Annotated in this window: 16 protein-coding genes and 1 tRNA gene; 2 read left to right on the top strand and 15 right to left on the bottom strand. The window is 57.1% G+C overall.

Annotation, left to right across the window (positions count from 1 at the left end; translation table 11 throughout):
- Positions 1-2: 2 nt before the first annotated feature.
- The 15 genes from M2282_RS09225 to M2282_RS09155 all read right to left on the bottom strand — a co-directional run bounded on the left by M2282_RS09225 (position 3) and on the right by M2282_RS09155 (position 16,077).
- A complete protein-coding gene (locus tag M2282_RS09225; protein WP_280808472.1) occupies positions 3-1,046 on the bottom strand; it encodes a polysaccharide biosynthesis protein in 1,044 nt (347 codons plus the stop codon).
- Positions 1,047-1,049: 3 nt separating this feature from the next.
- Positions 1,050-2,240, bottom strand: a complete 1,191-nt coding sequence (locus M2282_RS09220; protein ID WP_280808471.1) for a glycosyltransferase — start codon at positions 2,238-2,240, stop codon at positions 1,050-1,052.
- Between the two features lie 45 nt (positions 2,241-2,285).
- The gene (locus M2282_RS09215; RefSeq protein WP_280808470.1) at positions 2,286-3,554 is read right to left on the bottom strand and encodes a hypothetical protein; all 1,269 of its coding nucleotides are present in this window, start codon (positions 3,552-3,554) and stop codon (positions 2,286-2,288) included.
- A gap of 7 nt (positions 3,555-3,561) precedes the next feature.
- Positions 3,562-4,368 carry a glycosyltransferase gene (locus M2282_RS09210; RefSeq protein WP_280808469.1) on the bottom strand — a complete coding sequence of 269 codons (807 nt, stop codon included), beginning with the start codon at positions 4,366-4,368 and terminating at the stop codon, positions 3,562-3,564.
- Positions 4,368-5,900: an oligosaccharide flippase family protein gene (locus tag M2282_RS09205; protein WP_280808468.1), complete on the bottom strand. Its 1,533-nt coding sequence runs from the start codon at positions 5,898-5,900 to the stop codon at positions 4,368-4,370. The genes M2282_RS09210 and M2282_RS09205 overlap by 1 nt, the downstream gene beginning before the upstream one ends.
- A 4-nt stretch (positions 5,901-5,904) precedes the next feature.
- Positions 5,905-6,087 (bottom strand): hypothetical protein, encoded by a 183-nt coding sequence (locus tag M2282_RS09200; protein WP_280808467.1) that lies wholly within the window; start codon positions 6,085-6,087, stop codon positions 5,905-5,907.
- A gap of 55 nt (positions 6,088-6,142) precedes the next feature.
- Positions 6,143-7,315, bottom strand: coding sequence for a DegT/DnrJ/EryC1/StrS family aminotransferase (locus tag M2282_RS09195; RefSeq protein WP_280808466.1), 1,173 nt, complete (start codon positions 7,313-7,315; stop codon positions 6,143-6,145).
- Positions 7,316-7,444: 129 nt separating this feature from the next.
- Positions 7,445-8,536 (bottom strand): NAD-dependent epimerase/dehydratase family protein, encoded by a 1,092-nt coding sequence (locus tag M2282_RS09190; protein WP_280808465.1) that lies wholly within the window; start codon positions 8,534-8,536, stop codon positions 7,445-7,447.
- A 14-nt stretch (positions 8,537-8,550) separates the two neighbouring features.
- Complete coding sequence (gene tviB / locus M2282_RS09185; protein WP_280808464.1) at positions 8,551-9,837, bottom strand: Vi polysaccharide biosynthesis UDP-N-acetylglucosamine C-6 dehydrogenase TviB; 1,287 nt, start codon at positions 9,835-9,837, stop codon at positions 8,551-8,553.
- Between the two features lie 159 nt (positions 9,838-9,996).
- A complete protein-coding gene (locus tag M2282_RS09180) occupies positions 9,997-11,070 on the bottom strand; it encodes a polysaccharide biosynthesis/export family protein (RefSeq protein WP_280808714.1) in 1,074 nt (357 codons plus the stop codon).
- Positions 11,071-12,167: 1,097 nt separating this feature from the next.
- Positions 12,168-12,257, bottom strand: a tRNA-Ser gene (locus M2282_RS09175).
- 57 nt (positions 12,258-12,314) lie between these two features.
- Positions 12,315-13,646 carry a serine--tRNA ligase gene (gene serS / locus M2282_RS09170; RefSeq protein WP_280808463.1) on the bottom strand — a complete coding sequence of 444 codons (1,332 nt, stop codon included), beginning with the start codon at positions 13,644-13,646 and terminating at the stop codon, positions 12,315-12,317.
- 63 nt (positions 13,647-13,709) lie between these two features.
- Positions 13,710-14,672, bottom strand: coding sequence for a threonine/serine dehydratase (locus M2282_RS09165; RefSeq protein WP_280808462.1), 963 nt, complete (start codon positions 14,670-14,672; stop codon positions 13,710-13,712).
- Positions 14,669-15,637, bottom strand: a complete 969-nt coding sequence (ispH, locus tag M2282_RS09160) for a 4-hydroxy-3-methylbut-2-enyl diphosphate reductase (protein WP_280808461.1) — start codon at positions 15,635-15,637, stop codon at positions 14,669-14,671. The genes M2282_RS09165 and ispH overlap by 4 nt, the downstream gene beginning before the upstream one ends.
- Positions 15,634-16,077, bottom strand: coding sequence for an FKBP-type peptidyl-prolyl cis-trans isomerase (locus tag M2282_RS09155; RefSeq protein ID WP_280808460.1), 444 nt, complete (start codon positions 16,075-16,077; stop codon positions 15,634-15,636). The genes ispH and M2282_RS09155 overlap by 4 nt, the downstream gene beginning before the upstream one ends.
- A gap of 119 nt (positions 16,078-16,196) precedes the next feature.
- On the opposite strand from M2282_RS09155, the gene radC reads away from it, so the two are divergent.
- Both radC and M2282_RS09145 read left to right on the top strand, forming a co-directional pair.
- Positions 16,197-16,874, top strand: coding sequence for a RadC family protein (gene radC, locus M2282_RS09150; RefSeq protein ID WP_280808459.1), 678 nt, complete (start codon positions 16,197-16,199; stop codon positions 16,872-16,874).
- Positions 16,874-17,557: a Smr/MutS family protein gene (locus M2282_RS09145; protein WP_280808458.1), complete on the top strand. Its 684-nt coding sequence runs from the start codon at positions 16,874-16,876 to the stop codon at positions 17,555-17,557. The genes radC and M2282_RS09145 overlap by 1 nt, the downstream gene beginning before the upstream one ends.
- The last annotated feature ends 60 nt before the right edge of the window (positions 17,558-17,617 follow it).

The following is a 17,617-nucleotide window of genomic DNA, read 5'->3' as shown; positions in this document are numbered from 1 at the left end:
CATCACTCCTCTGCTATGACATTTTCGCCAGCAGCGATACGTCGCATGAAATCAAGCTTGAGAAGCAAGGCTTTCATGCCGGCAACATCCAATCTCGTGGTGTTATGAGAGTTGTAGTCCTCACCATGAGCCGTTTGAGTTAGGCGCTGTTCTCCCTGCTCAACAAATTTTGCGTAATTCAGATCCCGTCCATCGGGTGGGACGCGGAAATAGCTACCCATGTCTTGGGCACAGGCCAACTCTTCGCGCCCCAAAAGGGCCTCATATAACTTCTCACCGTGTCGTGTGCCCATTACCTGCACCGAATGCCCGACCTTATTCATTAACTCCAACAATGCATCGGCAAGCACTTGTACCGTCGCTGCGGGCGCCTTTTGAACGAAGATATCGCCATTATTTCCGTGCTCAAACGCGTACAAAACAAGATCTACGGCATCGGACAATGTCATCATAAAGCGCGTCATTGTCGGATCGGTGACCGTTATTGGCATCCCAGCTAATATCTGGTCCACAAAGAGCGGAATGACGGATCCTCGTGAAGCCATTACGTTTCCGTAGCGGGTGCCACAGATCACGGTGCCCGAGCCTTCCAAATTCCTACTAGCCGCCACCATCACCTTTTCCATCATCGCTTTGCTGATGCCCATAGCATTGATTGGATATACAGCCTTGTCTGTACTAAGGCATATCACCCGCTGAACTCCGGCCCCGATTGCGGCCTCCAGCACATTTTCTGTGCCCAGCACATTTGTTTGGACCGCCTGCATAGGATGGAATTCGCAGGACGGCACTTGTTTAAGCGCAGCGGCGTGAAATACAAAGTCCACACCTCGCATGGCCTGTTGCACGCTCCGCGCATCGCGCACATCGCCAATGTAGAACTTGAGCTTGGGGTTGTGATAGCGCTTGCGCATATCATCCTGTTTTTTCTCGTCGCGACTGAATATGCGAATTTCGGCAACATCGGTATTCAGAAATCGCTTGAGAACCGCGTTCCCAAAGGAACCAGTTCCGCCTGTAATGAGTAGGGTCTTCGAGGTAAACATGATCTATAAATTTCTGGCAGTCTCGAGGAATTGAGTCAAGGAGCTGGAAGCATTACGATAGTCAAAAGCCCTCAGAGCTTGATCCCGGCAGGCCCGACGCATTTGCGTATGCTTTTCTCGGTTAATTTTTGCCGCTCTGAATAACGTGGCCTTCAAACTCTGAGGCGACGGTTTCTCGCAAATCCATCCAGTGGCGCCATCGATCAAATGCTCTCCCATGTCACTGGTAATGTTGGCAATGACGGGGGTTCCAACCGAGAAGCTCTCCACGAATTTTGTGGGGAATCCTGCTCTCGAATAGCGAGCTACGTTACGCAGAAGCAACGAATAATCCGCCGCCCTTACAAGATGCATCGACTCATCGTGGCTAAGGACCCCTAGAAATTTCACGGTGGAGGCGACCAACTCAGGGGGAAAAAGTTTGATGGAAGGGTAAAGACCAGCATGATTTTGGTCTACGCCAGCAATGGATAGCTTTAAATTCAACCCCTCCTGCTTTGCCTCTAGAACGGCACAAAGCATTCGATCTAACAGGTCTTTTTTCCCAGGGGATCCTGCATAAACAAGCTGCATCGTAGTCAATCGGTCCTTTTCCTGTGCTGACCATTCAGTTTCAAGGACGTCCAGTAGAGGCGGGGTTCTTAGGCTATGCCCTCCTCCTTTGAGGTAGTAATCGTGCAGGAAGCTACTTATCGTAATAGTATTTTTAACTCGCGGCGTTAAAAAACGCATTGCGAGTTCAATGTTTAATTGATAGGGAGAAAGATAGGCAAAAAAAGAATCCGGTTCGTACCACTCAACCGCATCAAAAATTAGCCGCACGGAATTTCGCTTGGCCCACGGAATCAATCTCAGTAGGTAAGGAGAGTACCCGCTGTATAAAATAACTGCGTAAGGGCGCTCCGGTAATGAATCTAGCCACTCAAGCGTTTTCGAGCCCATCCGAAAATACGCCAGCCGCTTCAACCATCTTGGAAGATGTTCGGCATTTCGCTCATCGAGAGATAAAACCTTGATCCCCTTGTACTCCGAAAGATTCTCACTTGTGCTCGGCTGGCCAGATGCTACGGCGACCTTGAATCCCGCCTCTTGTAGGGCCTGGCAATTTCCCAAAATACGACGCGCCGCTGCGCCTCCAGACGGAAACGAAAAGGGCCCGACGTAGAGTACCAATTTTGAGGCGTTACGATCCATAGCGATAAGATATACGATTAATTTTCAGCAATCAACTCGGATTGATTACACGGGCAACAGTTTTTGTTTTTCACCCGTGTCTATAGCCGGCCGAATTTTATGATCAACGCGGCTTTTTTTGATTACATAATATGCATAGAGCACAAAAAGCAGTCGTCCTCCAGGCGTGGCCGCGAACAGAAAACCTTTAAAGTTCAGGAAAAAAATAGAGAACGTATAAATATACGGAAACCAATGGCGCCGGGTCATTATTTTGAAAATCCGCCAAGATGTATACGCAGAAAAAATCAAAATGACCAGCAAAAAAAACATCCCGGCATAATTGAGCTGAAGGAAAACACCCAAATCCGTATTCGTTCTCTCATCTAAAAACAACGATCGCCCACTTCCAAAGAGCCATTCCGATATTCCGTCGGGCCAGACGATAAAACTGCCAAATATTAGATCGAAAGTTCCCCGATCTTGGGAGCTATTATTTGATGCAAAGAAATTCGCAAACTCCTTAAAAAAGGCCGCGACCCACTCCCCTTGTTCCCCTATATCAATGTTCAAGATATAAAAAAGGCCGCAGAAAATGAAAATAGAACCAAGGATTTTTACCGTCTTTTTTAATGATCCGCCCAAACACAAATGAATCAGGACAAAGATGAAAAAGGAAATGAATCCGATGCGCGCATTAAGAGCTGCACCGGCCAAGCAAATAACGGTTGGCAGAATGAAGAAAATATTCTTCTCAATCTTCAGCAACGAGTATCCGGCAAACACTCCCAGGAGATACCCGTAAGTGAAAGTTAAATTTTCCGAAAAGCCATAGGCGCGATACCGAAGATCGAAATTGGAATAGAGTTCGTAGTAAGGATCGAGTTGAATTGATTTGTAGTAATCATCTAGACTCGGCGAGAAGTACAAAATCAGCGTTATGCATGCAGAAAGTACGCCTGTTATATATACCGCCCGCGGAAAATCCTCGTCCCCTGTCGGACGATAGCGAACGAGAAAATAGACTACTACGGCACCGAATATATAAGCTTGAAACCACCAAGCCAAAAAACGATCAATATAGACAGCCTCGCCCGATAGGCCATCTCTGAGCATGCTTAAAAAAACGATTAATGCGACTAGCGCATTTTCCATCTTCAATTGCGAAAAAATCAACATCCACTTTTGCCCACGCAACAGCAAGAATATGAGGAGGATAAAAAGCTCCACCAAGGGATATACAATTTTCGGAACAATCGGCGTTTGGTAGACGTAGATAAATATGAATATGAGAAGTCCAGCTTCCCAGAATCCGGAGATTTTTCTCGACTTCATATTCCTACTATCTCAATCCAAGCGCGCGAAGAACGATAGCTGCGAGTATTTTCATCCGCGCCAAAAAAGAATAAATTACGTAACGGCCTTTCGAGGAACGGTCCACATATCGAAGGAAGGCGAATTTTTTCTTATATAAGGCACTTCTGTCATCTCGATATCGTTCAGACAGACTCCCCAGCGCCGAATAGCGATATACGGAGGAAACCTCCTCCGAATAATGAATAATCCCTTTGGCGGCATTCTGATATAGCATCACAATATCCATGTTGACTCCCGGTATCTTCGGGATAACAACATTTTCCTTTCTGAATACAAAACTGGCAGTAGGGGCAAACCATCCGCGCAACAAGACGTCTCTTACTCCCATCTCCTGTGGCAGCTTCTTTTTGTTAAAAGAACTTCTTTCACCACTAACGACGTTTTCCCTCAACGCATTATGAATACTCATAGAATATTTTTCATTACCTTGAAGTATGCCGACTTGCTTTTCGAGTTTCGATGAATCGATCCAGTAATCATCCCCCTCGCAAATGGCCAGATATTCACCCTCTGTGCGCTCAATCAAATCTTTGAAAAAATAGAATCCATTTTTCGAGAATTCGTTTTCTTCACGAATGATCAAATGAATTTTCTCTCCATGCTTTTCCTTATACCTTCTTAGAATCTCCGCTGTCCCATCGGTAGATGCATCGTCGTGTATAAACACCTTGAAGGGGAAAGTTGTTTTTTGCATCAAAATTCCGTCCAACGCGTTTTTGATGTAGTCTTTTTGGTTGTATGTTATTAAACACACAGATAGTTTTGCAAGCATCACACCGCCTTCACTCGATCGATCATCTTTTTTGCAATTATTTTTCTCGTCGCACGAGCCAGAAATATGGCAAGCAAGCTAAAAATAAACATGCCAAGCCCTAGACTTATTAATTGTAGAAATTCGAAAAATCGATTGTGACTCGAAAATGAAAAGAAACTCAAAATCCAAGCCGAGAGCGAGCAAGCGGAAAATATTGGGAGCAGATCTTTACCGAGCCATAAACGATGCAGTCCCTTGTGAAATCGCCGATGAACCAGCAATGGGACGACGAAGAAGTAGAGGGCATTCAAAATGAGCCAGGTGTAACCCGCACCTTTCGCACCGTGCACCCAAGTTGCCCATATGAGAGTCGGGAGCAACAGCAGGATGTACATAACATTCGCTCGCACGTGCAACACAAGATCGCCCTTTGCGAACTGCAAATAGTAAGGAAAGGCGGCGATCGCTAAGAAGCCATTGCCTAGGGCATACAGGCGCAATACGGGAGCTGCCTGCGCGGCCGCTATCGCGTCACCAGTCCACACCCATAGCACCTGTTCAGCAAAAAAAGCGAGCACGAGGGAGGCAGGTATGGCAATTACGGCAACTATTTGCGTTGCTTTGCGATACAGATGAAGCAATCCTGCCTCATCACCCTCTGCCTGTAGACGCGCCATCCGCGGCATGAGTGCGCTGCTGATGGGTCCACCCACCATTGTTACTCCGCTTGCGGCTAATACGGCCAAAGTGAAATAGCCGTACTCGACCAGCGGTAAAAATTTGGATAATACAAGTTTGTCCGTTTGCGTTACAAACACCCACGCTGATGTCGTAAAAGCGATCGTGAGGGAGAATTGGAGCACCGACCGGATGGGTATAAATAACGAACGTATGGACCATCCAATGATCTGGTCGGGTTGAATCGCGGGAAAAAGGCTTTGAGATTTTGCGACCAATCCGAATAGCTCTATCAGAGCTACCAGTAATTGATAGCTGAAAAAAATCGTGGGCGATGGTCCAATCAGTATCAGCACTGGCAGAACTCCTACAAAGCGCAACGTGGCTACGAGGGCATTGAAGCCTCCTAGCCACACTAATCGCTCAGAGCCGGAGATGCATCCACGATAAAATCCAGACATCCAGCGCAATGCCACCCCGCCAGCCATCAATTGCAGGCACAGCTGAATCTCCGCTAAAGGCAAGGTTTGTGCATTTAGCCATCGGTTAGCAATCAGTCCGGAAAATCCGAACATTACGACAGCACCGAATATTGCTATAGCCAAAAAAATGACTTGCAGTGCGCGCAACAAACGGCGATAGCTCAATGCATCGAGTGCCCCACCTCTGAAGCGTGCGGTTTCGCGCGCAACTGTGGGTGTGAGACCTAAGTCCAAAAGATTGAACCACGCCTGCAGCATGGTAAAAAAACCAACCAAGCCATACGCTTCGGCGCCCATGTATTTTAAATACATGGGCAGAATTAAAATTCCTATAAGCGTAACGTATACCTGCGTCGCGTAGCTGGCCAGGATATTGCGTTTGAAAGACACGGATTTATCGCTTTTCCGGCGAGCGGTGGGAATTTTCAGTCACGGTCGCTTCGGCTGATAATAAATCCGATAAGGCAAATGAATATCCCTTTCCCTTGAATTTCTTTAGCTGCCAGGCTTCCAAAATATCGACATCTACCAAGAGCTTCGATAGCGAAATCGGAGCGCCTTTTTTCACAAATGGCATCACCTCTCCTGTGAAACCCTCTTCACTCAAAAAGTCAAATTGGATACATCCCATTTCAGCGCGCTGCGATGATGGAGATTACTCGGCTTAAATCTGCATCACCAAGATTAGGGTAGATTGGCAAGCAAAGTACTTTCTGCGCCACAGCCGTTGCCACAGGCAAATTCTCTCGATGGGTTGATGCCATTCCTCGATACATCGGAAACTCAGAGATCAACGGATAAAAGTACCTGCGCGCGTAGACATTGTTCTCCTTGAGTTTCTGGTATAGAGCATCGCGACTTATTGGGTAATTCGACTCCACCAAGACTGGGAAATACGCATGGTTGGCCACGAGCTCCCCGGCGTCTTGCAAGCAAAGAATTCCCGGCACGTTTCGCAGCGCTTCGCGGTATGTAGCATCAACGCTTTTGCGCCTCGCAAGTGCGGCGCCCACGTGCTGTAGCTGCAGCATGCCAAAGGCTGCATTGATTTCGCTCATCTTCCCGTTAATACCCGGCGCGACCACCGTGATTTCGTTCACAAAGCCAAAATTCTTCAGATGATCAATGCGCTGTTTCGTCTTTGCATCGGGGCAAATGATGGCTCCGCCCTCAAAGGTATTGAAGACTTTGGTGGCATGAAAGCTTAGAACCGACAAATCGCCATGTCTCAGCACACTGCCACCTTCATCCTGAACGCCGAATGCGTGGGCGGCGTCATAGATCACCCTGAGGTTGTAGTTGTCCGCAATCTTCTGGATAGCCTCTACGTCGCACGGATGGCCATAGCAATGCACCGGCATGATGGCGGTCGTGTGCGGAGTAATAGCCGCTTCAATCTTTGCCGGATCGAGGTTCAGCGTGTCCGGATGAATGTCGGCGAACACAGGCTTGATGCCGTTCCACAACAGTGAATGCGCGGTCGCTACGAACGAATATGGCGTCGTGATGACTTCACCGGTCACTCGTAGCGCTTGCAACGCAGTCACCAAGCCCAACGTGCCGTTCGAGAAGAGTGCCAAGTGCTTGACGCCTAAGTAGTCACACAGAGCCTGTTCTAGTTGCTGATGAAACGGGCCTCCGTTGGTGAGGATTTTGTTGTCCCATATTTCCTGCAGGTAGGGGAGGAACTCTTCCAGTGGTGGCAACGCTGGCTGGGTGACATAGATGGGCGGCGCCTTGTCAGCGGCGTCTAGGCCAATTGCTGCTCGCGCGGGCGAGACAAGGGCCAGTGGTGTCTTTGGCATCTGCGTTTCCTTCGGTTCGAGGTATTGCGACTAAGGGCGCCGAGTGACTTGGAGCAGGTTGGTTTTCATCGCATGTGAATTCGCGTCGTCACCAAGTTCTTCAACTCACGCACGCCATGTATGTTTCGATCAATTTTCTTGGGCCATGTACCACGGCATGGCCAAGGCCAGACCTTCGCCGATGCGTTGCGTGGGCGCATAGCCCAGCAGGCGCTGAGCCTTGCCGATATTGGCTAGGCTATGCCGCACATCTCCGGCGCGAAAGTCCCGATACACGGGCTGGGCGTCTTGAAGATGCGGGTAATGCGGCAGGAGTTTGCTGCGCAGTTGGGCGTACAACTCATTGAGACTGGTGCGGTCCCCTACGGCCACGTTGTAGACCTGGTTGACAGCATCGGGCTCCTGCGTAACGGCAGCCAGCAGGTTCGCTTGGACGACGTTTGCGACAAAGCAGAAGTCACGGCTGGTTTCACCGTCGCCGTTGATGTGAACCGGCTCGCCCCGCACCAGGCTGGCGATCCATTTCGGGATCACCGCAGCATAAGCACCATTGGGATCTTGCCGAGGACCGAATACGTTGAAATAGCGCAGGCCAACGGTGTTGAAACCGTAGCAGCGGGCAAACACATCGGTATAGAGCTCATTGACGTACTTGGTGACGGCATACGGGCTGAGAGGCTTGCCGATGGTGTGTTCGACTTTCGGCAGTCCTGGATGGTCGCCATAAGTGCTGCTGCTGGCCGCGTACGTGAAACTCTTGACCCCGGCGTCCCGCGAAGTCACCAGCATGTTCAGGAAGCCGCTGATATTGACATCGTTGGTCGTGATGGGGTCAGCCAAGCTTCGGGGAACGCTGCCAAGGGCGGCTTCATGAAGCACATATTCCACAGGTGCGCCGCCTCCACCCGACGAGGCCTCAGCCTCAGGAAAGGCCATCGCACTCTGGCAGTCGTCGAGATTGCGAATATCGCCCTCTATGAAATGGAAGTTGGTCCACTGCTCGGGCGCCACCAGAGTTTGAACCTCGATCAGGTTGCGCCGGTGCCCGGTTGCGAAGTTGTCAAGCCCCACCACGCGCTGGTTAAGTTTGAGCAGGTGCTCAAGCAGATTGCTGCCGATGAAGCCGGCCACGCCAGTGACGAGCCACACATGGCGCTCCGTGACCAAGCGAGTGCGAAGCTTGTCGTAGGCCGACGACGGGCTGGTATTGGATTGGCTCATGGTGCCTGCTCCGCTCACAGTCGACCGTCTGCAGCACCCAAAGGCAGCAGACTCTTCACATCGAACAGCACGGCATCGGGCTGGCCCAGGGCCTTGATGCCCGCTTCGCCCAATGTTACGAACTGGTGGTGGCCCACGGCCAGCACGATGGCGGAGTACTGACCAGCAGCAGGCATCTCGGGCAGGCACTGCAAACCGTATTCATGCTCGGCCTCGGACACGTCGATCCATGGGTCGAAGATGTCGACCTGCGTGTTGTAGCCCTTCAAGGTGCGCACGATGTCCACCACCTTGGTGTTGCGCACATCGGGGCAGTTTTCCTTGAAGGTCAAACCCAGCACCAAGACCTTGCTGCCCAGTACCGGCACGTTCTTGCGCAGCATCAGCTTGATGACTTCGTCCGCGACGTGGATAGCCATGTTGTCATTGATGCGGCGTCCGGCCAGAATCACCTCCGGGTGATAGCCCACTTCCACCGCCTTGTGCGTCAGGTAGTACGGATCCACCCCGATGCAATGGCCGCCCACAAGGCCGGGGCGAAATGGCAGGAAATTCCATTTGGTGCCTGCCGCCTGCAATACCTCCAGCGTATCGATCCCCAGCCTGCGGAAGATCAGGCTGAGTTCATTCATCAGCGCGATGTTCACGTCACGCTGCGTGTTCTCGATCACCTTCGCCGCCTCGGCAACCTTGATGCTGCTGGCCTTGTAGGTGCCGGCAGTGATGATCTGCTGATAAAGCTGATCCACGGCATCGGCAACGTCAGGTGTGCTGCCGCTCGTCACCTTCTTGATGGTCGGCAGCCGGTGCTCCTTGTCCCCCGGATTGATCCGCTCCGGGCTGTACCCGCAGAAGAAGTCGACGTTGAACTTCTTGCCGCTGAACTTTTCCAGCACGGGCACGCAGACCTCTTCCGTCGCGCCCGGGTACACCGTCGACTCGAAGATCACGATTGCGCCGGCCTTCATCACCTTGCCGACGGTTTCGCTGGCCTTGATCAGCGGCGTGAGATCGGGGCGGTTGGCGTTGTCGATGGGTGTGGGCACCGTCACGATGAAGACGGCGCAGTCGCGCAGGTCGTCGGCGTGCGAGGTAAAGGCCAGCTGTGCGGCGGCCTTCAGTTCTTCGGGCGTGGTTTCGAGCGTGTGGTCCTGTCCGTTTTGCAGTTCGGCAATGCGCTTGGCGTTGATGTCGAAGCCGACCACCTGGCGCTTCTTGCCGAACTCCACGGCAAGGGGCAGGCCCACGTAGCCCAAGCCAATGATCGCGATCGGTTGATGTGAATGAATGGCTGCTTGCATGATGAATGGCTGGAACAAAAAAATCGACGGCATGGCTTCAAGAGAAGCCCCTGCCGTCATGCCGCGTTCGCGGTTTGCTGTCTGTCTGTCGATTCATGTGCGTCCATCCGCACCTCGTCGTTGAGGCGCTGGTGGACTTCTGCCCCCTTGGCGAACTGGCTAGCGATGCCTGACGTACACCTCGCTGGCGCTGTTGACCACCTGCGCGGACGGAAGGATCAGGCTGACCACGCGGTTCCACTTGACCAGCGGCACGGGGTCGATATAGACCACGTCCTGCGACTGCAGCCGGAACTGGCTCGCAATAGCCATGGCGGCCGGGTTCTTGGCATCGAGATGGAAGACGGCCGGCGCGCCAGTCGCGCCCTGGCGGATCACGTAGATCTGGCCGGCATTGGCCGTCGTATTGATGGGGCCGCCTGCCTCGCCAAGCGCTTCGCTCAAGCTCAGGCGGCCGTTGCTGCGCATGTTCAGGGCCAATGGCGCTACGACTTCGCCCATGAGGAATATCCTGGAGTCTTCGCGGTGCGCGATGCGCACGGTGTCGTCGCTTTTCAGCGGAATGTTGTTGCCGTCGTAGCCGGCTTCACGCAGCCGGGGCAAGTCGATCGGAATCGACTTTCCGTTGCGGATCAACGTGACGGCAGACAGATTGCCGTTGGCCGTGATGCCGCCGGCCCGGTTGATGGCCTCGTTCAGCGTCATGGGCACGTCGGTGAAGATCTGCGAGCCGGGGTTACGCACTTCGCCTTCGACGTAGGCACGACGGCTTCTGAAGGACTGGATGCGCACCGTCACCTGTGGGTTCTCGATATGCGGCGCCAACAGCTTGCGGATCAGGTCGGAGGCACTGGCTTCGCTCAAACCAGCGACACGAACGCGGCTGATGTATGGGAAAGCGATTTCACCGTCGGGGTCGACGATGAAGCCGGGGGCCACCTGCACTCCAGTGGGGTCCACGGACTGCGAAATCACGGCACCCGCGTTGGGCAACAGTTCAGGATGGTCATAAACGATCACACCCACCACGTCGCCAGGACCGATGGTGTAGCGCTCGCTCTTGCCGAACAGCGCCTGCACGTCCGGCGGCACGTTCTTGGGCGAGGTCTCGGCCAGCGTGCGCACGAGCGCGAGCGAAATGGGGGTGATCGCGCCTTCGGGTGCTGCGTCGGGCAGGTAGCGGAACTGCGATGGCAGCTCTTCCCTTCCGTCGTAAGCCTCCACGGACCCCATACCCGGTACGACTGCGCAACCTTGAAGCACGATCGCACCCGCGAGTGCCGAAGCCCATGCCAAGACTTTCGGAATTCTTCTCAATCTGATCCCCCAGAAATCAATATTTACAGCGACGAGCGCAAGAGGCCGTGCGCAGTTTCACCACACAGTTTTCCGGCGCTGCGGCTATTGACGAGTTTTTTGTAAAAAATCGTTTATTCTTCGCACCGAAACTCACAAATGCAGTGAGTTGGTGAAAAGGCACTGACGGCGCCAAAGTCGCCCTCAGAACTTCTTGGCCTTCTCTGAAGAGAAGGCCATCCATGTTCATCTTTGCTAACTTTTCCCTCATCGTAACAGGGTACCCCCCAACCACCCCTTCTCGACGCCGTTGGAGAGGGTAAAGGTAGGCGCGTGCGCGCTCTCGGCACGGGGGCCTTGGCAACGCGGACGCCGCGAGACAACGGGCACCTCCACAGCCCCTCGATACCCGAGAGGAACCACGCCTTTTTTTGACGGCCGATTTCAGGTCGAAACCCTGCAATGCGCGCTTTGAATCCCTCTTGAAATCAGGCGATCTTCAGGATCCTGATGGCCGGCAGGTTACTTGCAAATACAGGGATTACAAATACCGGGAACATGGTAGTGCTGCGGTCAAAAAAGGGAGCAAGAATGGTGCATAGCAACACATTCGCCTATAAGCCGTAGAGCTTGGCAAGGGGGCCAACGAATATGCACATTGCCCTCTATGCACAACCTTTTTTCCGCCTGCCCCTGTGGCATTGAACACTTGAAGCGCATGCACCGGCGGCCGTGGATGCGAATGCTGCCGTGGCTGCGCCTTTATCGCTGCGATAACTGCGGCAAGCACCAGCTTCATTCCGAACGAGAGATAGAAGCTGCGCGGGCGAAAAGAGAGGCCCACCCGCCGCGTTTTGCAAAGAAGACGTCCCCGGGAACAACGAATCCGGTCAAACGTTAGCCTTGCAACGGATAAGCCGAATTGAAAAACAAAAAGCCGCAATGAAAAATCATTGCGGCTTTTGGTATTGGCTTTGCCGGCAGAAAATTGAAAGCCAAATGGCTTTTATCAATTCACGGCTCAGAAGCGTGTTTGGAGGAGAGGGAGGGATTCGAACCCTCGGTACTATCGCTAGTACGCCTGATTTCGAGTCAGGTACATTCGACCACTCTGCCACCTCTCCGGTGCTGTCGAGCCTGCGATTATAGCTGGAAAAACAGGGCTTTTGAAGCCCCAGCCCTCAACCGCGCAACAAATCCAGGCCGCCGAGATAAGGCCGCAGTGCGGCCGGCACGTTGATCGAACCGTCTTCGTTTTGGTGGTTCTCGAGCACCGCCACCAGCGCGCGCCCCACCGCCAGACCCGAGCCGTTGAGCGTGTGCACGAGTTCGTTCTTGCCCTGGGCGTTCTTGAAACGGGCCTGCAGGCGGCGCGCCTGGAAGGCTTCGCAGTTCGAGACCGAGCTGATCTCGCGGTAGGTGTTCTGGGCCGGCAGCCAGACCTCCAGGTCGTAGGTCTTGGTGGCGCCGAAGCCCATGTCGCCGGTGCACAGCAGCACCACGCGGTACGGCAGTTCCAGCACCTGCAGCACGGCTTCGGCATGGCCGGTCATTTGCTCGAGTGCGTCGTAGCTGGTGTCGGGGTGGACGATCTGCACCATCTCGACCTTGTCGAACTGGTGCTGGCGGATCATGCCGCGCGTGTCGCGCCCGGCGCTGCCGGCTTCGGAGCGGAAGCACGGCGTGTGGGCCGTGAGCTTGATCGGCAGTTGCGCCTCGGCCACCACCTCGTCGCGCACGAAGTTGGTCAGCGGCACTTCGCTGGTCGGGATGAGGTACAGCGCCGAATGGTCGGGCGCGGGTTCGCCGTCCTGGCCACCCTTCTTCGCGGCGAAGAGGTCGCCTTCGAACTTGGGCAACTGGCCGGTGCCGCTCAAGGTGGCGGCATTGACGATGTAGGGCACATAGCACTCGGTGTAGCCGTGCTTCTCGGTCTGGATGTCGAGCATGAACTGCGCGAGCGCGCGGTGCAGGCGGGCGATCGGCCCCTTCATCACGGTGAAGCGCGAGCCGGCGAGCTTGGCGCCCATCTCGAAATCGAGCCCCAGCGGGGCGCCGAGGTCCACATGGTCCTTCGCGGCAAAGGCCAGCGGCGTGGCATCTGCACCCGCGCCGCCTTGCGGGCTCCAGCGGCGCATTTCGACGTTGCCGGTTTCGTCTTCGCCGACCGGCACGCTGGCGTGCGGCAGATTGGGCACCGCGAGCAGCAGGGCCTGCAGCTCGGGCTGGATCTCTTCGAGGCGCCTGGACTGCGATTCCTGTTCGGCCTTGAGCGCGTTGACTTCGGCCATCAGCGCATCGGTCGATTCGCCCTTGGCCTTGAGCGGGCCGATCTGCTTGTTCAGGGCGTTGCGGCGTGCCTGGATTTCCTCGGAGCGGGTCTGGACGGTCTTGCGCTCGGCTTCGAGCGCGGTGAACGCCGACACGTCGAGGTAGGGCTGGTTCTTCTTGCGTTTTTCGAGGCCGGCCACAGCGGAGGCCAGGTCTTTGCGGAGCAGGGTGATGTCGAGCATGAGGGGGATTTTAGGTGGCGCGACGCACGCGCCCTCCCCCTTGCCCGCCCGGCCCCGCGTCCGTCAGGCGACGGTGGCCGGATCGACGTTCGCCCCGCAGACGATCAGGCACACCTTCTCGCCCTCGCGCGGGAGGTAGGCGCCGGTCTGCAGCGCAGCGAGCGGCAGTGCGGCGGCCGGCTCCACGGCGAGCTTCATTTCCTTCCACAGCCACTGCTGGGCGGCGCGGATGGATTCGTCGGACAGCAGCAACGCGTCTTCAACCTGCTGCTGCGTGATCTCCCACGAGATGGCACCGATGCGGCGCGCACCGAGCGAATCGGCCGCAATGCCGCCGACATCGACATCGACCGGCTCGCCAGCCTCGCGGGCGCGGAACAGCGTCGGAGCTTTCTCGGGCTCGAGCGCCACCACGCGGGCGCGCTTTTCGAACCAGCCGGCGAGGCCGCCGATCAGCCCACCGCCGCCGACGCTCACCAGCACCGAGTCGGGCAGGCCGCCCTGCACTTCGATCTCGTGCCCCAGCGTGCCCGCGCCGGCCACGACTTCAGGCTGGTCGTAGGCATGGGTCAGCAAGGCGCCGGTTTCCTTCTGGCGCGTGAGGCAGGCGGCCAGCGCATCGGGGTACAGCTCGCCGACCACGACGACTTCGGCACCCAGCGCACGCAGGCGCGCGCGCTTGGCTTCGGGCGAGACACCGGGCAGGAACACCTGGCAGCGCACGCCCAGCGCCTTGGCAGCGGCTGCGGTCGCGATGCCGGCATTGCCGCCGGAGGCCACGACCACGCCGCTTTCGGGAATGTCGTTGGCCAGCAGCCGGTTCATCATGCCGCGGGCCTTGAAGCTGCCGCTGACCTGCATGTGTTCGAGCTTGAGCCAGACCTCCACGCCGGGCAGTGCCAGGCCGAAGGCGGATGCGGGCAGCTTCCAGAGCGGCGTCTCGCGAAGGAAACCGCCGGCGCGTTCGCGCAGCCTGCGGGAGGCGCTTTCTATTTCAGAGCGCCAATTTGTCGTTTGCTTGTTCAAGAGATGTGTCCTGGAGGCGGAATGTCGTCGAGCTTGAGGCCCTTGGGGAGCGGAAACTTGATGGTTTCCTCGATGCCGTCCATCTTGCGGACCGACACCGCGCCGAAGGCGCGCACGCGATCGATCACCTCGCGCACCAGCACCTCGGGCGCCGAAGCACCGGCCGTGAGGCCGACGCGGCCCTTGCCCTCGAACCACTCGGCCTTGAGCTCGTCGGCCGAATCGACCATGTAGCTCTCGGTGCCCAGGCGCTGCGCCAGTTCGCGCAGCCGGTTGCTGTTGGAGCTGGTGGGGCTGCCGACCACGATCACGAGGTCGACCTGCGGGCTCATGATCTTCACCGCGTCCTGGCGGTTCTGGGTGGCGTAGCAGATGTCCTGCTGCTTGGGCTCGCGCACCCTGGGGAAGCGCGCGCGCACGGCGGCGGCGATCTCGGCGGCGTCGTCCACACTGAGCGTGGTCTGCGTGACGACCGCGAGCTTCTCGGTCTGCAAGGGCGAAACCGTCGCCACGTCGGCCACGTCTTCCACGAGATGGATGCCGCTGGAGAGCTGCCCCATCGTGCCTTCGACCTCGGGGTGTCCCTTGTGGCCGATCATGATGAACTCGTAGCCTTCCTTCGCGAGCTTGGCGACCTCGACGTGCACCTTGGTCACCAGCGGGCAGGTGGCGTCGAAGATCTCGAAGCCGCGGTCGCGCGCCTCCTGCTCCACCGCCTTGCTCACGCCGTGCGCGCTGAACACGAGCGTCGCGCCGGGCGGTACGTCGGACAGTTCCTCGATGAAGATCGCGCCCTTGGCCTTGAGCTCGTTCACCACGTAGGTGTTGTGCACGATCTCGTGGCGCACATAGATCGGCGCGCCGAACTTGGCGAGGGCACGCTCGACGATCTCGATGGCGCGGTCCACGCCCGCGCAAAAGCCGCGCGGCTCGGCGAGGAGGACTTCCTCGATGTTCGGATTCATAGCACTCCGATCAGCTTCACTTCGAAGGTCACGGGTTGGCCAGCCAACGGGTGATTGAAGTCGAAGCGCACCGCGGTCTCGCTCGATTCGATCACCGCGCCCGCGTAGCTGCCCGTGCCGTCGGGCGTGGGGAACTGCACCACGTCGCCGACCGCGTACTTCTCGTCGGGGTCGCCCATCTGCGCGAGCAGCTTCCTGGCCACCCATTGCTTCATCTCGGAATTGCGCTCGCCGAAGGCCTCGCCGGCGGGCAGCTCGAAGGTGGCGTGCGTGCCCTCTTCCAGGCCCAGCAGGCGCTGTTCCATGGCGGGCGAAAGTTCGCCGGTGCCCAGCGACAGGGTCGCGGGCTTGTCGGCGAAGGTGTTGATGATGTCGCCCGCCGGGCCGGCGAGCCGGTAGTGCAGGGTCAGGAAGGAGCCGGAAGTCACGACGTGGGACATGAGAGCAGCGGAGGTAGGCAAAGACAAGGTGGGTGTCCCGATAAACTGGACTGCATTTTAAGGACGGGGGGCTTCCACCCGTTCCATCCAAGGTTTCCCAAGATTTCCCCCAGGTTCCGATGGCTTTCAAGGATCTCCCCGCCAACGCCCGCCCGCGCGAAAAACTCATCGCGCGGGGCGCTGCCGCATTGGCCGACGCCGAACTGCTCGCGCTGCTGCTGCGCACCGGCGTGCCGGGCAAGAACGTGCTGCAGATGGCGCAGGAACTGCTCGAGCGCTTCGGCGGCCTCTCGGGGCTGCTGCACACCGGCCCCGAAGAACTGAAGCTGGTCAAGGGCATGGGCGGTGACGCCAAGCGCGCTGAGCTCATCGCGGTGCTCGAGCTCGCACGACGCGCCATGGCCGAGCAACTCAAGGAGCGCACGGTGTTCGACTCGCCCGATGCCGTCAAGCAGTACGTGCAGCTGCACATCGGCTCGCGGCCGCACGAGGTGTTCGCGGTGCTGTTCCTCGACGTGCAGCACCGGCTGATCGTGCTGGAGGAGCTGTTTCGCGGCACGCTCACGCAGGCGAGTGTCTACCCGCGCGAAATCGTCATGCGCGCTCTGCACCACCAGGCCGCGGCCGTGGTGCTGGCGCACAACCACCCGAGCGGCAGCATCGAACCCTCGCGCGCCGACGAATCGCTCACGCAAACGCTCAGGGCTGCGCTCTCGCTGGTGGACGTTCGCGTGATCGACCATGTCATCGTGAGCCCGGGCCAGAGCTTCTCGATGGCCGAAAAAGGATTGCTCTGATGGCCTCGCGCCCCTCCCCTCCATCTTCTTCTTCCGCGCCCAAAACGCTGAAGAACCTCGCCGACCTCAAGCAGGTGCAGCGCGTGCTGGCCGAGACGCGCGAGCGCGAAGCGGCCGAGGCCGCCGCGAGGGCCGCCGCCGAGCGCAAGCGCGCGGCCGAGAAAGACCTGTTCGCGCGCGCCATCGGCGCCACCGAGCCGCTGCGCCGCAAGGCCGCAGTGCCGCTCGCCCCCGAGCCGCCTGCGCCGATTCCGGTGCAGCACCAGCTCGACGAGCAGCGCGTGCTGCGCGAATCGCTCTCCGACGAGTTCGACGTGACCACGCTGCTGGACGTCGATGATGCGATGAGCTTCCGCCGCCCCGGCATCGGCACCGACGTGACGGCGCGGCTGCGCAAGGGCGACTGGTCGATCCAGGCGCAGGTCGACCTGCACGGCCTGCGCAGCGACGAGGCGCGCGAGGCGCTCGGCGGCTTCATCCGCGCCTCGCACAAGCAGGGGCTGCGCTGCGTGCGCGTGGTGCACGGCAAGGGGCTGGGGTCGCCCGGCAAGCAGCCGGTGCTCAAGACCAAGACGCAGCGCTGGCTGATCCAGAAGAACGAGGTGATTGCGTTCGTGCAGGCGAAGCCGGCGGAGGGTGGGGCCGGGGCGCTTGTCGTGCTGCTGGCGCCCGTGCGGCGCTGACTTGCTCCTTCCCCTTTCGGGGGAAGGTTGGGATGGGGGCAGGCCTTCGAACAGGCGCCG

This window comes from Variovorax boronicumulans, from assembly GCF_029892485.1.
Lineage (GTDB): Bacteria > Pseudomonadota > Gammaproteobacteria > Burkholderiales > Burkholderiaceae_C > Variovorax > Variovorax boronicumulans_B.
The sequence above is the reverse complement of the archived record's forward strand: the minus strand, read 5'-3'. Positions and strand labels throughout refer to the sequence as shown.

Excerpts from the sequence above, each read along its gene's own strand:
- M2282_RS09225 (WP_280808472.1), bottom strand. The coding sequence starts at position 1,046 with ATGTTTACCTCGAAGACCCTACTCATTACAGGCGGAACTGGTTCCTTT.
- M2282_RS09220 (WP_280808471.1), bottom strand. The coding sequence starts at position 2,240 with ATGGATCGTAACGCCTCAAAATTGGTACTCTACGTCGGGCCCTTTTCG.
- M2282_RS09215 (WP_280808470.1), bottom strand. The coding sequence starts at position 3,554 with ATGAAGTCGAGAAAAATCTCCGGATTCTGGGAAGCTGGACTTCTCATA.
- M2282_RS09210 (WP_280808469.1), bottom strand. The coding sequence starts at position 4,368 with ATGCTTGCAAAACTATCTGTGTGTTTAATAACATACAACCAAAAAGAC.
- M2282_RS09200 (WP_280808467.1), bottom strand. The coding sequence starts at position 6,087 with ATGCCATTTGTGAAAAAAGGCGCTCCGATTTCGCTATCGAAGCTCTTG.
- M2282_RS09195 (WP_280808466.1), bottom strand. The coding sequence starts at position 7,315 with ATGCCAAAGACACCACTGGCCCTTGTCTCGCCCGCGCGAGCAGCAATT.
- M2282_RS09190 (WP_280808465.1), bottom strand. The coding sequence starts at position 8,536 with ATGAGCCAATCCAATACCAGCCCGTCGTCGGCCTACGACAAGCTTCGC.
- tviB (WP_280808464.1), bottom strand. The coding sequence starts at position 9,837 with ATGCAAGCAGCCATTCATTCACATCAACCGATCGCGATCATTGGCTTG.
- M2282_RS09180 (WP_280808714.1), bottom strand. The coding sequence starts at position 11,070 with ATGGGGTCCGTGGAGGCTTACGACGGAAGGGAAGAGCTGCCATCGCAG.
- serS (WP_280808463.1), bottom strand. The coding sequence starts at position 13,646 with ATGCTCGACATCACCCTGCTCCGCAAAGACCTGGCCTCCGCTGTGGCC.
- ispH (WP_280808461.1), bottom strand. The coding sequence starts at position 15,637 with ATGAATCCGAACATCGAGGAAGTCCTCCTCGCCGAGCCGCGCGGCTTT.
- M2282_RS09155 (WP_280808460.1), bottom strand. The coding sequence starts at position 16,077 with ATGTCCCACGTCGTGACTTCCGGCTCCTTCCTGACCCTGCACTACCGG.
- radC (WP_280808459.1), top strand. The coding sequence starts at position 16,197 with ATGGCTTTCAAGGATCTCCCCGCCAACGCCCGCCCGCGCGAAAAACTC.
- M2282_RS09145 (WP_280808458.1), top strand. The coding sequence starts at position 16,874 with ATGGCCTCGCGCCCCTCCCCTCCATCTTCTTCTTCCGCGCCCAAAACG.